The sequence below is a fragment of the Kitasatospora sp. NPDC048662 genome, from assembly GCF_055587065.1.
The window spans coordinates 76,585-93,916 of the sequence record NZ_JBVJHA010000013.1; the positions used below are offsets into that span (position 1 = coordinate 76,585).

Below are 17,332 nucleotides of genomic sequence, written 5' to 3' on the forward strand. Positions count from 1 at the left end.
CCCCGCTGTCAGGAGGCGCCAGCACCCCCGAGTCGGCGCCCGCTTCCCACCCGAGTCGACTCGCGCGGCTGGTCAGGGAGTTGGGCCGGTCTTCGGTCCCTGCAGTACCTGGAGGCCGCCCAGCTCGTGGACCTGCGGCGGAGGTGGCGGCGGCGGACGCAAGGGCAGTTCGAACAGGCTCCCGCTGCGGCTGCCGGCGACGGTGCGCACCGAGTGCCAGCCGTGGGCGCGGTAGTAGGCGTGCAGGGACGTGTTGTCGCTCCACACGTTCGCCCGCAGCACCAGGGCGCCCGCGCGGGCGGCCCGCCACCGCGCCCAGTCGAGCAGCCGCGTGCCGACGCTGCGCCCGGCGCACCGGCGGTCCACCACGAAGCCGCTCAAGTAGCCTGCCGGGCAGGACCGTTCCTCCGCGGTCCACAGCCCGGAGCCGGCCGCCGGCCGGAGGGTGAGCGTGGCGATCGCCTCGCCGTCGGGTTCCGGTATCGCCACCACCGTCGCGCCCCGGCCGATCCGGGCCAGGCCGCGCCGGGCGTTGTACGGGTCCGACCACTGCGGCGAGCCGTGCACCCGGGCGATCCAGTCGGCGGCGGCGCCACGCAGGTCGGCCAGTCGCTCCAGGTCGGCCGCGACCGCCGTGCGGAGGTACAGCGGGAAGGGTGCGGTCAGCACGGCGCGCCGACCTGGGCCGGCTCCAGGACGAAGCCCGTGTGCAGGGCCTCGACCAGTTGCCGCCCCTGCGGGGTGAGCCCGGACCCGTCCGGGCCGGTCAGCGAGTAGCGGGTGACGAGCCTGGCGATCGGTACGTCGGGCTGCAACACCGTACCGGTGGCCGGGAGTTGGAGCAGCACGCAGTCGTCGGGCCCGCACTCCAGCAGGCCGAATCCGTCGCCGCAGCGCTGGAGCCGCCCGTCCTTGAGCCGGTGCAGTCCGCCGGTCGGCGCGGCGGCCACCCGTACCGGGCCGCCGGTGTGCCGGACCACCAGCTGACAGCCGTCGGCGGCGTCCAGGACGGGCTCGCCGCCGGTGGGGTGGCCGTGGCGCTCCAGCGCGTGGCGCAGCGCGGCGGGCAGCGCGTGCTGGGCGAGTTCGATCTCACCCAGCAGCCAAGTGGAGCCCTGCATACGGGAGTTGACTTCGAGCAGCAGCGCGTCGTCCGGCCCGTCGAGGACGAAATCGGCGCCGAACAGCCCCCGGTAGCCGAGACCCGCGAGCGCCGTGCCGACCCGCCGGGTCTGCTCGACGGCCCGGGCGAGGGCGCGTGGCGGGAGCAGGGCGGGTGCCGCGAAGTCGCAGCCGGAGTAGGCGCCGAAGGCCGCGCCGACGCCCTCGACCCGGGTCAGCTGGACGGACGGGCGCAGGATTCGCACCGTGCCGTCCACCGAGACCAGGCCGTGGACGTTGACCGGGGGGCCCTCGACGTACCCGCTCACCAGCCACGGCCCGGGCCCCGCGTGCAGGGGCAGCAGGTCCGCCTCGTCGGTGATCAGGTGTGTTCCCTTCCCGCCGGAGCCGCGGGGCGCCTGCACGACGTAGGTACGGCCGAAGCGGCGCCGCAGCTGCTGGTGGTCGAGGGTGCCGACCACCGCGTCGGGCGGCGTGTTCGCCCCCACCGACCGCAGCCATGTCCGCTGCGCGGTCTTGTCCTGCAGGCCCGCCAGCGAGACCGACTGCGTGGGCTCCACCAGCCGGGTGCCGAGCTCCGCGAGCGCGGTGCGCCAGTGCGGCTGGAACGCCTGGTACGGCAGCAGCGCCAACTCCCGGCCCAGCCACGGCCGTTCACCGCTTCGTGCGAGCGCACGGAGTAAGTCGTGGATCCCGGCGCCCATCGCGGTGTGGTCGCGCTGCCCGGTGGTCGCCTCCAGCGCGTGGAACTCGGCGCCGAACTCGCCCTCCCAGCCCGCATCCGGGGCCTCGACACTGAGCACGGCGGACAGGCACCCGGTGCGCAGCAGGGGCAGCGCGAGCAGGGGGCGGGGGCAGACCGAGAGCCCGGGGACTGCCCGCAGCCGGTCGATCGCTTCGTCACAGGATGTGATCACCAGGTGATTATGGGAGTCCCCGCGAGGCCCCGGCGCCGCCCCGTCACGAACCCACTGGTGCGGGGCGCGCGCCGCCCTCGACCTCACCCGTACGAGGGGCGCGCGGCGTTGACGGGCCGTCGGCCGGTGGTCGTGGTGCCGGTGACGGGTGGGTCCGCAGGCCCGGGCCGGGCCTACAGCCAGCGGGCGAACCAGGCACGGATGCGCCGCAGGGCGTCGAGTTGGTGGGCGCGCTCGTCGAGGCCGTGGCCCTCGCGGGGGTAGACGACGAACTCGTGCTCCACTCCGGCGTGGCGCAGGGCGCGGTGGAAGTGGATCGCCTGGCTCAGCGGGACGTTGGTGTCCTCCTCGCCGTGCAGGATCAGGATCGGGGTGCGGATCCGGGAGGCGTAGGAGATGGGGCTGTTGCGGTCGTGGACGTGCGGTCCCGGGCCCTCCCAGCCGGTGCTGCCGCCGAGTGCCGCGTCGAGGATTCCCCAGTCGCCCGTCCCGGCCTGCATGCCCCAGTCGCTGATGCCCGCACCCATGACGGCGGCCTTGAACCGGTCCGAACGGCCTGCCGCCCAGGCCGCGAGGAAGCCCCCGTGGCTCCAGCCGGAGATTCCCAGACGTTCGGGGTCGGCGACGCCCCGGCCCACCACCAGTTCGGCGGTGAGCGGCTCGGTCGGTGCGGTCGGCTCGGGCGGTGCGGGGAGCGGCATGCGGACCGCCCTTCGCTCGTCAGGACGGCAGGCGGACATACTGTCGCACCAACGGGTCGGCGGCGCCCGGAACTTGGCGGATCCACGGGCGGTGGTCGGCGCCGAGCACCGCCCGTGGGCCGCAGGGTGGTGGGCAGCGATGTTATGGCCAGTCAACGTCAGATGACATGTCACATGCTATTGAATGACGGTCAGATGACGTGGAAGCATGCGTGCGCGCGCCTGCTCTGCGGCCCCTCACCGCCTGGCCAAGGCGCGCCCCCCTGTCACCTCCCCCCACAAAGGACGACCGACTGTGCGCCTGCATACCCGCATGCCCAGGCTCCTGGCCGCGATAGCGGCCGGCACCACCCTCCTCGGGCTGGCGGCCGCCCCCGGCGCGGCCGCCGTCCCCGCCAAGCCGCCCGTCGCCCGCGCCGACCAGGACACCGTCGCCCCGGGGCAGGTGACCGGCAGCAGCATCGACCCCGACAGCGAGAACGCCGCCCCGCAGGCCCGCCGGCTCGCCCCGACCCAGCTGCTGCCGCTGAGCCCGCCGAACCCGTCCGAGGCCACCGCCCCCGGCACGACGACCTCCGCCCCCGCCAAGGCCCCGAAGGCCCTGGCCGCGCCCGGCGGCGCGGACGCGACCGCGGCCCAGTCCTGCTCCCCGGCGGACTACAGCTCCCGCACCGGCACGGCCCTGGTGTCGTACATCAAGGCATCCACCCCGAAGTGCATCGGCAGCCTGTTCATGATGTCCGGAGCGGACGGGGCGGCGGTCTACCGTCAGAGCCAGATGGCCACCGTCGCCGACGCCTTCCAGAGCGCCTCCGCGACCTACTCGGGCGACAACTCCACCTCCCTGTGGCAGCTCGTCCTGTTCCTGCGCGCGGGCTACTACGTGCAGTCGAACTACCCGAAGAACATCCCGGCCTACGACAGTTCCCTCACCGCAGCGGTGACGCGCGGCATCGACAGCTTCGTCGCCAGTCCGCACCTGACCGACGCCACCGAGGCCAACGGCCAGGTCGCCAACGACGTCGTCATCCTCACCGACAGCACCGGCCTGCAGGCCCGCTACCTCAACACCTACAAGCAGATCCTCGACGGCTACAACGCCTCGTACAACAAGTCCCGGGACCTGCTGACCTTCGTCAACAGCGTCTTCACCTCACTGGACCGCGGCCACGACCACCAGGACTTCGTCGCCGCCGTCACCGCGGACCCCGGCATCATCGACACGCTCGACGCCTTCGCCCTCGCCCACCGCGACCTGCTCGGCACCGACAACGCCTTCCTCGACGCCAACGCGGGCTTCGAACTGGCCCGCTTCGTCAAGTACCCGGCCTTCCAGGCCAAGGTCCGCCCGATGGCCAAGGAACTTCTCGACGGCTCGGCGATGACCGGACCCACCGCCCCCCTGTGGGTGTCCACCGCCAACATGACCGACTTCCTCGACCACGACCAGTGCTCCTACTACGGCGTCTGCGACCTGGCCAAGCGCCTCACCGCCGCCGTCCTGCCCACCACCTACAAGTGCGACGCCGCCCGCACCATCCTGGCCCAGGACCTCACCCCGGCCGAGCTCGCCGCCGTCTGCGCCGACCTGACCCGCGAGGACGCCTTCGTCCACAACCTGATCCGGGACAACGGCCCCGTCCCCGGCCAGTACGAGTCCACCGTCCAGATCGTGGTGTTCGCCAGCCAGGCCGACTACCGGACCTACGCCGGCGCGATCTACGGCGCCAACACCAACAACGGCGGCATCACCCTCACCGGCGACCCGACCGACCCGGCCAACCAGCCCGTCACGATCATGTACCGCCACCCCACCGACAACGGTTTCACCGCCCGGATCTGGAACCTCAACCACGAGTACGCGCACGTCCTGGACGCCCGCTACAACTTCAAGGGCGGCTTCAACCAGCAGACCAGCGTCCCCAACCTGTGGTGGCTCGAGGGCTTCGCCGAGTACGTCTCCTACACCTACCGCGGCCTCACCGACGCCTTCGCCGTCGGCGAGGCACCCAAGCACACCTACGCGCTGAGCACCCTGTTCCAGAGCACCTACCGCAACAGCGACACCACCCGCACCTACGCCTGGGGCTACCTGGCGACGCGCCACATGTTCGAGCGCTACCCGACCGTCATCCAGGGCATGCTCTACTACTTCCGCCTCGGCGACTACGCCCGCGGCTACGGCTACTACAACGCCCTCGGCACCTCCTACGACCCGGGCTTCGCCTCCTGGCTCGACACCTGCGCCACCGACACCTGCCTGACCGCAGGTACCCCGGTCGCCGCGTTCGACGCGACCACCACCGGCCTGACCGCGCAGCTCACCGACCGCTCCACCGTCACCGGCGGCAAGGGCACCATCAGCACCCGCTCCTGGAACTTCGGCGACGGCACCACCTCCACCAGCGCCTCCCCCTGGAAGGCCTACACCACCCCCGGCACCTACACCGTCACGCTGACCGTCACCGACAGCAACGGCAAGAGCGCCACCACCAGCAAGCCCGTCACCATCACCGCGCCCGCCGCGCCCACCGCCTGCACCGGCAGCGACACCCGCGCCCTGGACCGCAACTGCTTCCGCGCCGACCGGTCCGCCGACGCGGGCGGCCTCGACCGCATGTACATCTACATGCCGGCCGGCACCGTCACCCTCAACATCACCACCACCGGCGGCACCGGCACCGCCTACCTCTACTACAACGCCGACACCTGGGCCTCCGACACCGCCTGGACCGCCTCCTCCACGAAGACCACCGGCGGCCAGAGCATCACCGTCACCAACCCCACCGCCGGCTACCGCTACATCAGCCTCTACGGCAAGACCGCCTTCAGCGGAGTCACCGTCACCACCCAGTACTGACCCCGCCCGCACCACCACCGACACCCGACACGGCCACCGCGCCGTCCAAGGGGCGCCCCGCTCCGGCCACCCGGCCGGAGCGGGGCGCAGTGGCCGGTCGGGACGCACGGAGGCGGGGCGGGCGCCGGTCTGCCGTCGTTGCACCAGGCCACCGGCCCGGCCCCCAGGCGTACGGCCCCCGGACGAATCGCGGGCGACCCGACCGCCTTGGCGATATCGCGGTGAAGGCTTGACGAATAGTCAACTCGGGCTCTGGACAAGCCATTACCCGTCGGTAAACCTCAGGTGGTGTGACCGAACCCACCGCCACCGCGCCCACCGCCCGCCCAGCGCGCCGCCAGGTCATCCAGGCGGCCGCCCTCACCGCCGGGGCCCTCGCCCTGCCGCTCACCGCCACCGCCGGCAGCGCAGCCGCCACCGACGGGGCCCAGTTCCTGCACGGCGTCGCCTCCGGCGACCCGCTGCCCGACGGCATCCTGCTGTGGACCCGGGTCACCCCCGCGGCCAACGCCGTGCCCGGCTCCGGACTCGGGCCCGACACCGCCGTCCAGTGGCAGCTCGCCACCGACCGCGCGTTCACCACCGTCGTCGCCCAAGGCGCCGTCACCACCACCGCCGCCACCGACCACACCGTCAAGGCGGACGTCCGCGGCCTGCGCCCCGACACCGCCTACTGGTACCGCTTCCTGGCCGGCGACGCCGTCTCGCCCCTCGGCCGCACCCGCACCGCCCCCGCCACCGACGCCGCCGTGGACCGGCTGCGCCTGGGCGTCGCGTCCTGCGCCAACTGGGAGGCCGGCTACTTCTCCGCCTACCGCCACCTGGCCGCCCGCGGCGACCTCGACGTCTTCCTGTTCCTCGGCGACTACATCTACGAGTACGCCTCCGGCGCCTACGGCACCCGCGGCACCGTGGTGCGCCCGCACGCCCCCGCGCACGAGATCCTCACACTCGCCGACTACCGCACCCGGCACGGCCGTTACAAGACCGACCCGGACCTCCAGGCGCTGCACGCCGCCGTCCCCACCATCGCGATCTGGGACGACCACGAGTTCGCCAACGACGCCTGGTCCGGCGGCGCCGAGAACCACACCCCCGGTGCCGAGGGCGACTGGAGCGCCCGGGTCGCCGCGGCGAAGCAGGCCTACTTCGAGTGGATGCCGGTCCGCCCGTCCATCGCCGGCACCACCTACCGGCGGCTGCGCTACGGCAAACTCGCCGACCTGCACCTGCTCGACCTGCGCTCGTTCCGCTCGCAGCAGGCCGCCATCGGCAACGGCGACATCGACTCCGCCGACCGCACCATCACCGGCCGGGCCCAACTCGACTGGCTGAAGGCCGGACTGGCCGCCTCCGACACCACCTGGCGGCTGGTCGGCAACGAGGTGATGATCTCGCCCGTCGCCTTCCTGGCGCTGCCGGACTACCTGCTGCGCCCGCTCGCCCAGCTGCTCGGCCTGCCCGGCGAGGGACTGGCCGTCAACCCCGACCAGTGGGACGGCTACACCCACGACCGGCGCGAGCTGCTCGGCCACCTGAAGGACCGCCACATCACCAACACGGTGTTCCTCACCGGCGACATCCACTCCGCCTGGGCCTGCGACGTGCCCTTCGAGGCCGCCACCTACCCGGCCTCCGGCAGCGCCGCCACCGAGTTCGTGGTCACCTCGGTCAGCTCCGACAACATCGACGACATTCTCAAGGTCGCCCCGCAGACCCTGTCCCTGGTGGCCTCCGCCGCGATCCAGTCGTCCAACCGGCACGTCAAGTGGACCGACCTGGACTCGCACGGCTACGGCGTCCTCGACATCACCGCCGAGCGGGCGCAGATGGACTACTACGTCCTGTCCGACCGCACCAAGCCCGACGCCACCACCAAGTGGAGCCGCTCCTACCGCACGCGCTCCGGCACCCAGCAGATCGAGCGGGTCCACGCTCCGGTCAACTGACGGACACCGCAGGCGGCCTGACGATTCGTCAGGCCGCCGCCTCAGCGGGTGGTGCTGCGGTTGAACAGCGAGCGCGACCACAGGTGGCCGACCGCGCCGATGCCCGCGCACCAGGCCAGCGCCAGCCAGCCGCTGGAGCCGATCGCCGTCCCGGAGAGCAGGCCGCGCAGGGTCTCCGTCATCGGGGTGAACGGCTGGTACTCGGCGAACAGGCGCAGCCCCGGCGCCATCGAGCCGGCCGGTACGAACGCCGAGCCCAGGAACGGCAGGAACTGGATCAGCAGCGGCTTGTTGCTGGCCGACTCCACGGTCTTCGAGATCAGCCCGAGCGCCACCGACAGCCAGGTCACGGCGACCGCGATCGCGAGGATCAGCCCGAGCGCCGCCAGCCACGCCAGCACGCCCGCGTCCGACCGGTAGCCGACCGCCAGTGCCACCGCGACCACCAGCACCACACTGAGCACGGTCTGGAGCACGCTGCCGATCACATGGCCGGTCATGAACGAGGACCGGGTGATGTTCATGGTGCGGAAGCGGTTGATGATGCCGCCCGTCATGTCGGAGCAGATCGCGACCGAGGTGGTCATCGAGCCCGCCGCCACGCCCATCACCACGATTCCGGGCGTCAGGTAGGCGAGGTACGCGTCGCGCCCGCCGCCGGGGCCGGAGCCCAGCCCGGCGCCGATCGAGTCGCCGAAGGCGTAGACGAACAGCAGCAGCATCAGGATCGGCGTCATCGCCGAGCTGAACGAGAGTGCCGGGTAGCGGGCCGCGTGCTTGAGGTTGCGGCGCAGCATGGTCATCGAGTCGCGCGCGGCCAGGGCGAGGGTGCTGCTCATCGTGGGGTCTCCTCGGTGGCGAGACGGGATGTGGTGGCGGTGCCGGTCAGGGCGAGGAAGACGTCGTCCAGGTCCGGGGTGTGCACGGAGAAGTCGGCGGCGGGGACCCCGGCCGCGTCCAGCCGGTCGATCAGGGCGCGCAGGGCGTCCAGCCCGGCGTCGCCGGCGATGCGCAGGGCGAGGTTCTCCTCGTCGCGGCCCGCGCCCGGGAACGCGGCGCAGGCGCGGGCGTATCCGGCCGGGTCGGCGAAACGCAGGCGGACGTGGCTGCCGGGGATGCGGGACTTCAGTTCGTCGGGGCTGCCCTCGGCGACGATCCGGCCGCCGTCCAGGACGGCGATCCGGTCCGCCAGTTGGTCGGCCTCCTCCAGGTACTGGGTGGTCAGGAAGACGGTGGTGCCGCGGGCGACCAGGCCGCGCACGGTGTCCCACATGGTGCGGCGGCTGCGCGGGTCGAGGCCGGTGGTGGGCTCGTCCAGGAAGATCACCTGCGGGTCGCCGACCAGCGTCATGGCCAGGTCGAGCCGGCGGCGCATCCCGCCGGAGAAGGCCGCGGCGCGTTTGCCGGCCGCCTCCGCGATGTCGAAGAGCTGGAGCAACTCCCTTGCCCGGGCGCGTCCTTGAGCCCGGGGCAGGCGCAGCAGGTCGGCCATCAGGAGGAGGTTCTCCTCGGCGGTGAGCAGGTCGTCCAGGGCGGCGAACTGCCCCGTGACCCCGATCGCCGAGCGCACCCCGTCCGGGTCGGTGCTCAGGTCGTGGCCGGCGATCTGCGCCTGGCCGCCGTCGGCGCCGACCAGCGTGGAGAGGATCTCCACCGTGGTGGTCTTGCCAGCGCCGTTCGGTCCGAGCAGGGCGAACACCGTGCCGGTGGGGATGGTGAGGTCGATGCCGTCGAGGACGGTCTTCTTCCCGTACGACTTGCGCAGGCCGATCACGGTGATGGCGGGGCCGCTCGGCGCCTTCCTGGGCGCGGGCATGACAAACGTGGGCATGTGCCCTCCCGGTGGGTGAGTTGAGATTGACGGGGCGTCAGGCGCGGGCGCGGCGGATGTCGATGTTGCCGTAGCGGGTGCGGGCGCGGACCTCGACGGTCTCCTCGCCGCGCTCCGGGGCGTCCGTGCCGGTGAGCGAGTTGCGGACCTGCCCGCGCTGTGCGCTGACGTCCAACCAGGCGGCCGTGCCCGCCCGGACGCCGAGCTCGATGGTGCCGAAGCCGGTCTCCAACTGCACGCTGCCGCGCGCGACTTCGCCCACCCGCAGGGTGCCCCGGGCGGTGCTGGCGCGCAGCGAGGCCTCGGCCCGCTCGACGGTGATGTCGCCGTGGGCGCCGCTCACCCGAAGGTCGGCGGCGGCGAGCGCGACCGTGGTGCTGCCGTAGGAGTTCTTCACCACCGCCGGGCCGTCCAGCAGCCCCACCCGGACGCTGCCCGAACTGGTGCTGATCTCGGCCCGGCCCCGCACCTGCTCGACGGTCACCGACCCGTGCGCGGCCGTCAGGTGGAGCGGCCCGGTGCTGTCCAGCCGGACGTCGCCGGAGGCGGTCTTCACCCGCACCTCGCCGAGCCGGCCCTCGCCGAGCACCTGCGTCCACGCGCCGCCTGCCTCCAGGTGCGAGCCGGCCGGCAGTTCGACGCACACGTCCACCGTGCCGGTCCGGCCCAGCGGGTGGCGCTGCTTGGGGGTGCGGACGGTCAGCACGCCGCCCGCGAAGTCGATCCCGGTCTGCTCGGCGGCGCGCACGTCCACCTCCCGGTCCGGGTCGCGCGGACGGGCCTCGACCACGGTGTCGGTGCGGTCGGTCGCGATGACGTGCAACGAGCCCGCCTGCACCTGGACGTTCAGCGAGATGGGCTCGGGAGTGTCGAAAGAAGGCATGGCGGTACCGTCCTCAGGGGTCGTCGGAGGCGTCGGGGCCTGGTCGTCGGGTGTCGGGGTGATGGCGCTTGCCAGGTCAGCGGACCCAGCCGGTGAAGCTCTGGCCGAACGTCTGCGAACGCTCCGCCTGCGGGCGCGGACGGGCCCCGCCCTCGACGGCGGAGGCCACCGCCCGCACCAGCCAGGCGTTGACCGACAGCCCCTCGCGGGCGGCGGCCTCCTCGGCGCGCGCCTTCAGCTGGGCGGGCAGGCGCAGGTTGATCCGGGCGGTGCCGCCGTCGTCCTCGGCGGCGGGCAGGTCGCCGGTGGGTGCGGGCCCGGCGGGTGAGGGTTCGGTGGGTGGGGCGGTGACCACGAAGTCCGGGTCCAGGCCGCGCAGTCGTACGTCGACCGAGCCCGGGGCGAGCTCGCGGGTGACCTCGGCCATTGCGGCGGAGAGCACGTTGAGCATGGTCAGCCGGGTCGCCGACTCCAGTGGTGCCGTCAGCCGGTCGGCCAGCTCGCGGGCCTCCAGCCCGCCGGCCTCGGCGGCCACTGCCAACTCGCGCCGGAGGTTGTCGACATACGGGGTGAGGTCCATGGCTCCATGATGGCACCACTGTGATGCCACGACAAGTCCCTTGTGGCGACCGGCTGTTGCTCTCCGGCTTTGGATTGCGCTGACCAGCGGGGACAGCTGGTGGATCGGGGAAACCTGTGGTGGCGCCATGTGGTGCCAAGTGGTGCCAAGTGGTGCCACTGATGGTGCGTCATGGTGGCGATCGGCCCGGCGGGTAGCATCCCCGGGAGGAGCCGCCGACAGGGGAGGACCGCCGCCATGACCGAGGAGCACCGCATCCGCTGGTGGCAGCGCCGAACCGCCCCCGCCGAGGCCGCAGTTGACGGCCCGGCCGCCCCGTTCGACCTGGTGCGGCGCGGCTACGACCGGCAGCAGGTGGACGCCCACCTCGCACTGCCGCCCGAACAGCGGCCGCGCCCCGCCGCGTTCGACATCGTCCGGATCGGCTACGAGCGCGGCCAGGTGGACCGGGCGCTGCGCGAACGGGGCTGAACGAAGCCGCTGCCCTGATGCGTGGTCGAAAACCCTTTGCATCCGATCCGGTTGGTGTGCGATCTTGTGCCGGTCGTCGAAGGAGGGTGCCCATTGGAGCACTTCGCGTGCGCGCACTGCGCGAGCACACTCACCCGGCCGGTCAGCAGGGTCCGGTTCCCGCCCTACGCCCATCACCCAGTGGGCAACGGCCTGCGGATGCCCGCCCTGATGGAAGCCGGGAGCTACGCCGTCGACCCGGAGCCGTCAGGCCCGCCCTGGCGGCGTTGGGAGGAGCTCGCCGACGGCGAGGCGGAGGCCCGCGGCTACTACGACCGCGTGTACAGCCTGTCGGATGGCGCTCCCGGACGGATCCTGCTGGCACCCGGCGACGACATCGGCACCATGCTGATCGTCGACGGCGCCGACGGCTACTGCTGCGGCGTCACCGGCCAGTACGGCCCCAACCTGGCCTGCGCGCACTGCGAGCAGCCCGTCGGCGTGCGCGAGGACGACTGCTCGGTGTGGCAGACCGTCTGGCTGGAGCCCGACGCGGTCCGCGCGGTCCCTGCCGGCCTCGATCCACCCGTCGCCGACTGGGACGAGCTGATCCACGAGCCCTGCGCCGTCCCCCCGATCGAGCCGCGCGGCCGCTGGAGCCACCGCTGCGAGCAGGAGATGAGCGTGACCCTCGTCGACCTGGCCCTCGCCGCCGATGGCGCGCCCGTCGTGTTCGACGACGACGGGGCCGCCGCCGTCTTCGACCGTGCCATGCGCCACTTCCCGGCCGGCGCCGGCCGGCCCGCGAAACGCTGCGCCCTGCACGGCCCCGGCCGCCCCCTGGCAGACCGTCACCCCGAGCTGGCGCTCGTCCCGCGCCACCCGCAGACCGGCCGCCCCTGGCCCACCCCGCCCGGCGTCACCGGCGTCCCGCTCGACCATGAGGTCTGGCGATACCTCGCCTTCCCACGCACGCGGTCCGCCGTCCGCGTCCACGGCCGACTGCGTGCCGAACTCGACCGCGACGACCCGCCGTTGCCGACCTGGCGCACCGGCACCTACTTCGACGACCGGCTGATCCACGACCTGCTGGCCCGCCGCCCCGCAGGCCGGCGCCCGGTCGTGCGCTCCATCCACCCGGGCTGGATGCCGTTCGGGTGGTGCTGACGGGGCGTCGGAGCGTCACCGACCACTTGTCTCGGCCTGCGGCGGGCGGTGGCTCAGCAGGCGTGCGGCAGCCTTCGGTTGACCGAATCGGGCGGCGAGGGACGCGAGCTCGTCGATGAGATGCGCGATTGTGTCGGGCTTCATGTCGTGGACGAGTTCGTGGAGGAATTTGGCCGTTGCGACCCATGAGGTACCGGGGTCGCAGGAGACGATTCGGACGATGAGTTGGTCGATCACCTCGATGGTGTCCGCCGACAGGCCCTGCGGGTGACGAAGGGCAAGATGGGCGAGCGCCAGGCTGGGATCCACGCGAAGTGCGTTCCGGAAGGCCTCGCTGAGCTCCATCTCCCGCCTGTGCAGCTCCTCCTTCAGGTTGTGCTCGTGGATGCGCTGCATGGCTCGGTCGGCGCGGGCGACGTCCTCTGCTGTCACCCACAGACGGACGGATGCCCAGCGGACGGAGACCGGCCTGCCAGGCACCGAAGTCGGCATGCCGAGACGGGAGTTGAGGCGCTTCTCCACCGCGAGTGCGTCCGGTGTCGAGTGAGCGCCGGCGATCTCGCGGATGACCGTGAGCACGTGGTCGGTCGCAGCAGCCTCGGGGTCGTGATGGCGATCCGGTCCTGGGGAGTCGCACCAATGGCCCGTGGTTTCGAAGTGGAACCGGTAGCACTCGACGGAGCTCGGCACGGTGCCGGCGGCCTGGAGGGGACCGTCGCGAAGCCTGCGGCTACGGCTGCGAAACACCGGAGTCCGTTCGTGCGGTGGGGTCCGCGGCCCTGACCCAGTCGATCAGCGAGTCACGGAAGCGGGCACGTTCGGTCAGTGGCTTCCTCGGCTCGGACGGTTCCCAGTGGCTCGCCAGCCGGTTCAGACTCAGGAAGCGGACAGCACTGCTGGCCTCGGGGGCGTCGTGGACAGCTCGGGCGAGAATGTCGAACACAGCATCGCGGGTGTTCGGTTCAGCGGCCGAGTGGTCCATCCAGACCTTGAAGGCGTCGATCGCGTTGTCGGGGGCAGTGTCGTTCTCCAGGGTGGTGCGCCAACTTTGGACGATCCAGGGGAGATTGCCCTCGTACTCGGCACCTGCGACGAGCAGGGACGGCGTGCCGCATGCCTCCGTGCGGGTGGCGAGGTACAGGAACGCCTGACTGCTGTAGCGGCGGAGCGACTCGGTGGAGCTACGGGCCCATTGACGCAGTACCTTCCGAGTCTGCTGGCGTTCGTCGGGGTGCTCCCACATGGTGTTGATCGCTTCACCCACCGCGGCGGTGACGGCGGTATTGCCACGAGCGGCCAGTTCACCCAGCCGAAGCAGTGCCTCCTTCGGATAGACCTGGCTCACCTGCTGGCACACACCGGCCAGGGTGGCCCGAAGGCTGTCCGGCTCCTTGTCGTCGCGTGTCCAGACGAGACTCTGCTCGCGCACCAGACGACCGACCCCGCTGTCCACCGCCGCGATCGACAGGAGGTCGCGGGCGTGCCCGCGGAGGAGGGGCCTGGCGGACCACACCGTGGCCACCGCCTTGAGCACTTTCACCGAACGGCTCTTCTGGGTGTGGCGGATCACCCACACCGCCACGCGATCGGCGAGTTGTGTGCCGAGACCGCCCGGCAGGCAGGCGGCCTGGTGCGCCGTCCACTCGGTGAAGCGGTCCACGAGATGGGCCCGGTCCAGCAGGAAGTACTCGACGACCGCCTCCGCGTAGTCCTTGCTGGGCAGCGTGACCGTGGCTTCGGCGGAGAGCTCCGCGCCGATCATGTGGGTGAGTTCGATGATGCCCGGCCCCTGCTGGCCCGGCCTCGGCGTGGGTTCCTCTCCGAGATCTTTGGCGAGGCTCTCCGAGGCGTGATAAATCAGCTCGACCGGACTGCCGTCCATGGCGGCTGCCGCGAGAAGGTAGTTGCGGTGATCACTGTTGGGATGGGCCATGTGCCAGGAGAGCAACTGGTTTCGCCAGTCGGCCATGGCCTCGACGACACGTTCAACCCGAGCCCTGAACTCTTCGACGCCCTGTTCACCGCCTGCCGCGGCAACCAGCGTGGGGGCCGGCCGAGCCTCCTCGGTCACGATGGCCTCGGCCCAGCGCTTCACCTCGCCCGGAAGCTTACGGGCGATCGCACGCTCGATCCGCGAATTCCCGATCCACCGCTCGGGCTCCTGACACCCGGCCAAGGCCAGATGGGCCCGGAGGACCTCCGGAGCGTCGGCCGGCTCGATCAGCACATGGGACTTGTCGCTGCCGTCGCTGATGGTTGACCACATCTGTGGGCTGGTCAGTACGACGAGGTACGACGTCGCGGCCTTGAGTGTGCCGGTGTCCTGAAGCGAGTAGCCCAAGCCGCCCGCCACCGTGTCGCCCTCGGCCCTGAGATCAAGAATCCAGCCGATGTTCTGTTGGCCTGTCAGGTCGGCGAGCGAGAACGGGTCCCGTGGCTCTCGGTGGAAGCGCTTGAACGTGAGGTCCTTGCCGAGTTCCCGCAGGAGACAGAGGCCGGCGGCCTCGCGTCCTGCACCGTTCTCACCGATGAGTACGACGACGTGCTCGTCGCGCAGCTTGATTCTCGCCTCGTCGAGGTTCTTCGGCGGGACGTGGACCGCGAGCTGCTGGTCGACCCAGCCCGGGCGCAGCTCGACGGTGCGCATGCCATTGATGATGTTCTGGAACTGTGCGCCGATGGTGACACCGTAGTTCGTGCCGACGTTCTGTTGGACCGACGGTCCGGCAGCGGTGGGCTGTTCGGGCAGCAGGACACCCGGGTCTTCCTGGTGTGTGTCGCTGGGTGCAGCGTGCTCGGCCGGATCCGTCGCTGCGGAGGCCGAGTGCCGGTCAGGGGATCCGGTCTCCTCCAGCACCTCGTTGTCGGAATCCTGTTCCGGCGTGCCGGGTGGCACCGGCCGGTGGTGGCCGTGCTGAGCGGTAATGCGGCCCGCCGGTTCGTTTTCGGCGCCGTCGTCGAACTCCGCAACTGCTGTCGCTGGTGGCAGGTGTTGACCGGGGGCCAGGAGGTGGGCGGTCCCGAGATCGACCGCCTCCGCGGGCCCGTCCGTCGAAGCCGCATCCGCGGGAAGAGGCGCGGGCGTGGGCGGCTGATCGTCGGCGGGGCCCTGGCCACGGAATCGGAAGGGGGAGTTCATGCCGCATCTCCTGGTGCTGGACGAGTGTGGTGCCGGGGACGCTCGCGGGTGGCGGGGATCAGTTCCTCATGCCCCGCCGCCGATCACGGGGGCGGACATCCCGATCACCGTCGAGCCGCGTCCGACGGTCTTGACGTCCTGCTCGACCGCTCCGGCAACGATCGCCCGGGACGCGTGCATGCCCGTCAAGTCGCCTGCCAGGTCGTCGATTCGCTGCATGACCACGGGGGCGGAGTGCGGACGCTGCTCGCCGGTGAAGGTGAAGCGGTGCGAGTAGATCTCCTCCAGTGCCGCGCGGAGTTGACCGAGGACCTCGGTCAACACTTCGTCGTCCGGTACGACCAGGGCCGGATTCTGCTGGTAGCGGGCAAGTACCGTCCTGGCCATCCGCAGCTGCCCGGCGCGCTCATGCAGGCACTGGTCGTTGACCGTCAGCGGCAGAGCGACGGTTCCCACGAGTGTGAGCGGCAGGTCGGACGCGGTGAGTTCGACGGCGGCTCCGCGCCCCCCATGACGGTCGAGGAGTGCCTCAACGCGCCCGTAGAGGAAGGTGAAAGTCGGCTGGAGTGCCGTGGCGGCCACTGCGGCGAGGCTGAGAACGTCGGACATCGGATCCCCCGGAATTTCGACAGCTGGTCAGTGGAGAAACATTCATACAGCCGGGGCAGGTGGTGGCGTGTGGAAAATCGAGACAATGGCTGAATCCGAGCCGGCCGACATGGAGAACGTCTTTTCGATCTGTCGATCAATCGGTCAGAGTTTCGATCCGGCGGCAGCCTTCGAGTGTGCAAATTTGCGCATGCCGAACTGTCGGAAATGGTTCGTGTATTGATAGGAGGAATGGTAGCTCGTCAGGGTTGAGACACATGCGGGCCGTTCTCCATGCGGTGTCCGTGTCGAGCATGCCGGCGCTGGCGCGAACCAGTCGAAGCGCGCACCAGCTCGTCAGTGGGGCCAGGATCCATCGACGCATCGTCATTGTTGGAGTGTGGCACGGCGAAGAGGATCGGGCGGCAGATGTGGAGAGCTGGTAGACCAGCCTCATGTTCGAATTATTTGGAATCTCTCGGGCCGGAGTGCGGGAACCGGTTGAACAAGGAATTGGCTCGTGTGAGTTCAGGGGGCGCCGCCGCCTGACCAAATCCGGTGCAACGGGGGTGAGGTGCGGTGTCGACCATGTGTGTGGGCAGCGGCTCCCCGCTTCCGGGGGCTGATGCTGTGCAGGCGGACGGCGGTGACGGGTCCGTGGCGGAGACCTTGAGCGGGCGGTCGCCTGCGGGCGCAGGTGGGGAGGGGAGCGCCGGCGGTGGAGAAACCGACTCTCCGCCCGCCGGGCATCGACCGTTCGAGCGCCGACGGCGCGGGTTGGTCAGTTGCTGGTCCAGCCGGTGAGGTCGGCGGGGCCGCGGCCGAGCAGGTGGGCGGCGGCGGAGCGGTACTCGCTGCCGGGGATTCGGACCGGACGGGGGGAGCTGGCATCGAAGTCCTGCGAGATGCGCAGCTGGGCCTGCTCGCAGGAGTCGGCCGCGTGGGCCGGGGAGGCGCCGGTGAAGGTCCCGACGGCGAGGACGACCGCGGCGGCGATCGAGTGGGCCCGGCGGGCGAGGTGGTGGAACTTCATCGTGCGCATTCCCTTTCGAATGGCCGTGCGGGAGGAGTGGCACCGCGCAAGCACGCACCGCGGGCGGCCGGAAGCCGGTCGCAGCCACGGTGGTTCGGGTACCGGCACGATG

The 17,332-nt window shown here is 71.4% G+C and carries 15 protein-coding genes; 4 read left to right on the forward strand and 11 right to left on the reverse strand.

From position 1 onward, the window contains the following. Positions 1-72: 72 nt before the first annotated feature. The 3 genes from ACZ6R9_RS28065 to ACZ6R9_RS28075 form a co-directional block, all read right to left on the reverse strand. Positions 73-669, reverse strand: coding sequence for a GNAT family N-acetyltransferase (locus ACZ6R9_RS28065; protein WP_465541107.1), 597 nt, complete (start codon positions 667-669; stop codon positions 73-75). Then, a complete protein-coding gene (locus ACZ6R9_RS28070) occupies positions 663-2,039 on the reverse strand; it encodes an ATP-grasp domain-containing protein (RefSeq protein WP_465541109.1) in 1,377 nt (458 codons plus the stop codon). The genes ACZ6R9_RS28065 and ACZ6R9_RS28070 overlap by 7 nt, the downstream gene beginning before the upstream one ends. Before the next feature lie 173 nt (positions 2,040-2,212). Then, on the reverse strand, positions 2,213-2,740 hold the full coding sequence (locus ACZ6R9_RS28075; RefSeq protein ID WP_465541111.1) for an alpha/beta hydrolase family protein: 528 nt from the start codon (positions 2,738-2,740) through the stop codon (positions 2,213-2,215). A gap of 313 nt (positions 2,741-3,053) precedes the next feature. On the opposite strand from ACZ6R9_RS28075, the gene ACZ6R9_RS28080 reads away from it, so the two are divergent. Together ACZ6R9_RS28080 and ACZ6R9_RS28085 are read left to right on the forward strand one after the other, a co-directional pair. Further along, the gene (locus tag ACZ6R9_RS28080; RefSeq protein WP_465541113.1) at positions 3,054-5,600 is read left to right on the forward strand and encodes a collagenase; all 2,547 of its coding nucleotides are present in this window, start codon (positions 3,054-3,056) and stop codon (positions 5,598-5,600) included. A gap of 290 nt (positions 5,601-5,890) precedes the next feature. Further along, complete coding sequence (locus ACZ6R9_RS28085; protein WP_465541115.1) at positions 5,891-7,549, forward strand: alkaline phosphatase D family protein; 1,659 nt, start codon at positions 5,891-5,893, stop codon at positions 7,547-7,549. Positions 7,550-7,590: 41 nt separating this feature from the next. On the opposite strand, the gene ACZ6R9_RS28090 is transcribed toward ACZ6R9_RS28085, so the two are convergent. From ACZ6R9_RS28090 to ACZ6R9_RS28105, 4 genes are all read right to left on the reverse strand, one after another. Further along, positions 7,591-8,388 (reverse strand): ABC transporter permease, encoded by a 798-nt coding sequence (locus ACZ6R9_RS28090; protein ID WP_465541117.1) that lies wholly within the window; start codon positions 8,386-8,388, stop codon positions 7,591-7,593. Beyond that, positions 8,385-9,380: an ATP-binding cassette domain-containing protein gene (locus ACZ6R9_RS28095; protein ID WP_465541119.1), complete on the reverse strand. Its 996-nt coding sequence runs from the start codon at positions 9,378-9,380 to the stop codon at positions 8,385-8,387. Before ACZ6R9_RS28095 ends, ACZ6R9_RS28090 begins: the two co-directional genes overlap by 4 nt. Positions 9,381-9,417: 37 nt before the next feature. Next, on the reverse strand, positions 9,418-10,263 hold the full coding sequence (locus ACZ6R9_RS28100) for a DUF4097 family beta strand repeat-containing protein (RefSeq protein ID WP_465541121.1): 846 nt from the start codon (positions 10,261-10,263) through the stop codon (positions 9,418-9,420). A gap of 76 nt (positions 10,264-10,339) precedes the next feature. Next, positions 10,340-10,843 carry a toxin-antitoxin system HicB family antitoxin gene (locus ACZ6R9_RS28105; RefSeq protein WP_465541123.1) on the reverse strand — a complete coding sequence of 168 codons (504 nt, stop codon included), beginning with the start codon at positions 10,841-10,843 and terminating at the stop codon, positions 10,340-10,342. Positions 10,844-11,080: 237 nt separating this feature from the next. On the opposite strand from ACZ6R9_RS28105, the gene ACZ6R9_RS28110 reads away from it, so the two are divergent. Continuing rightward, positions 11,081-11,314: a hypothetical protein gene (locus tag ACZ6R9_RS28110; protein WP_465541125.1), complete on the forward strand. Its 234-nt coding sequence runs from the start codon at positions 11,081-11,083 to the stop codon at positions 11,312-11,314. 93 nt (positions 11,315-11,407) lie between these two features. Then, positions 11,408-12,460, forward strand: a complete 1,053-nt coding sequence (locus ACZ6R9_RS28115) for a hypothetical protein (protein ID WP_465541127.1) — start codon at positions 11,408-11,410, stop codon at positions 12,458-12,460. Positions 12,461-12,475: 15 nt separating this feature from the next. On the opposite strand, the gene ACZ6R9_RS28120 is transcribed toward ACZ6R9_RS28115, so the two are convergent. The 4 genes from ACZ6R9_RS28120 to ACZ6R9_RS28135 form a co-directional block, all read right to left on the reverse strand. After that, complete coding sequence (locus ACZ6R9_RS28120; protein WP_465541129.1) at positions 12,476-13,039, reverse strand: hypothetical protein; 564 nt, start codon at positions 13,037-13,039, stop codon at positions 12,476-12,478. Positions 13,040-13,190: 151 nt separating this feature from the next. Beyond that, on the reverse strand, positions 13,191-15,599 hold the full coding sequence (locus ACZ6R9_RS28125) for a hypothetical protein (RefSeq protein ID WP_465541131.1): 2,409 nt from the start codon (positions 15,597-15,599) through the stop codon (positions 13,191-13,193). A 66-nt stretch (positions 15,600-15,665) separates the two neighbouring features. After that, positions 15,666-16,208 (reverse strand): hypothetical protein, encoded by a 543-nt coding sequence (locus ACZ6R9_RS28130; protein ID WP_380478383.1) that lies wholly within the window; start codon positions 16,206-16,208, stop codon positions 15,666-15,668. Positions 16,209-16,968: 760 nt separating this feature from the next. Then, the gene (locus tag ACZ6R9_RS28135; RefSeq protein WP_380478381.1) at positions 16,969-17,220 is read right to left on the reverse strand and encodes a hypothetical protein; all 252 of its coding nucleotides are present in this window, start codon (positions 17,218-17,220) and stop codon (positions 16,969-16,971) included. Positions 17,221-17,332: the final 112 nt, after the last annotated feature.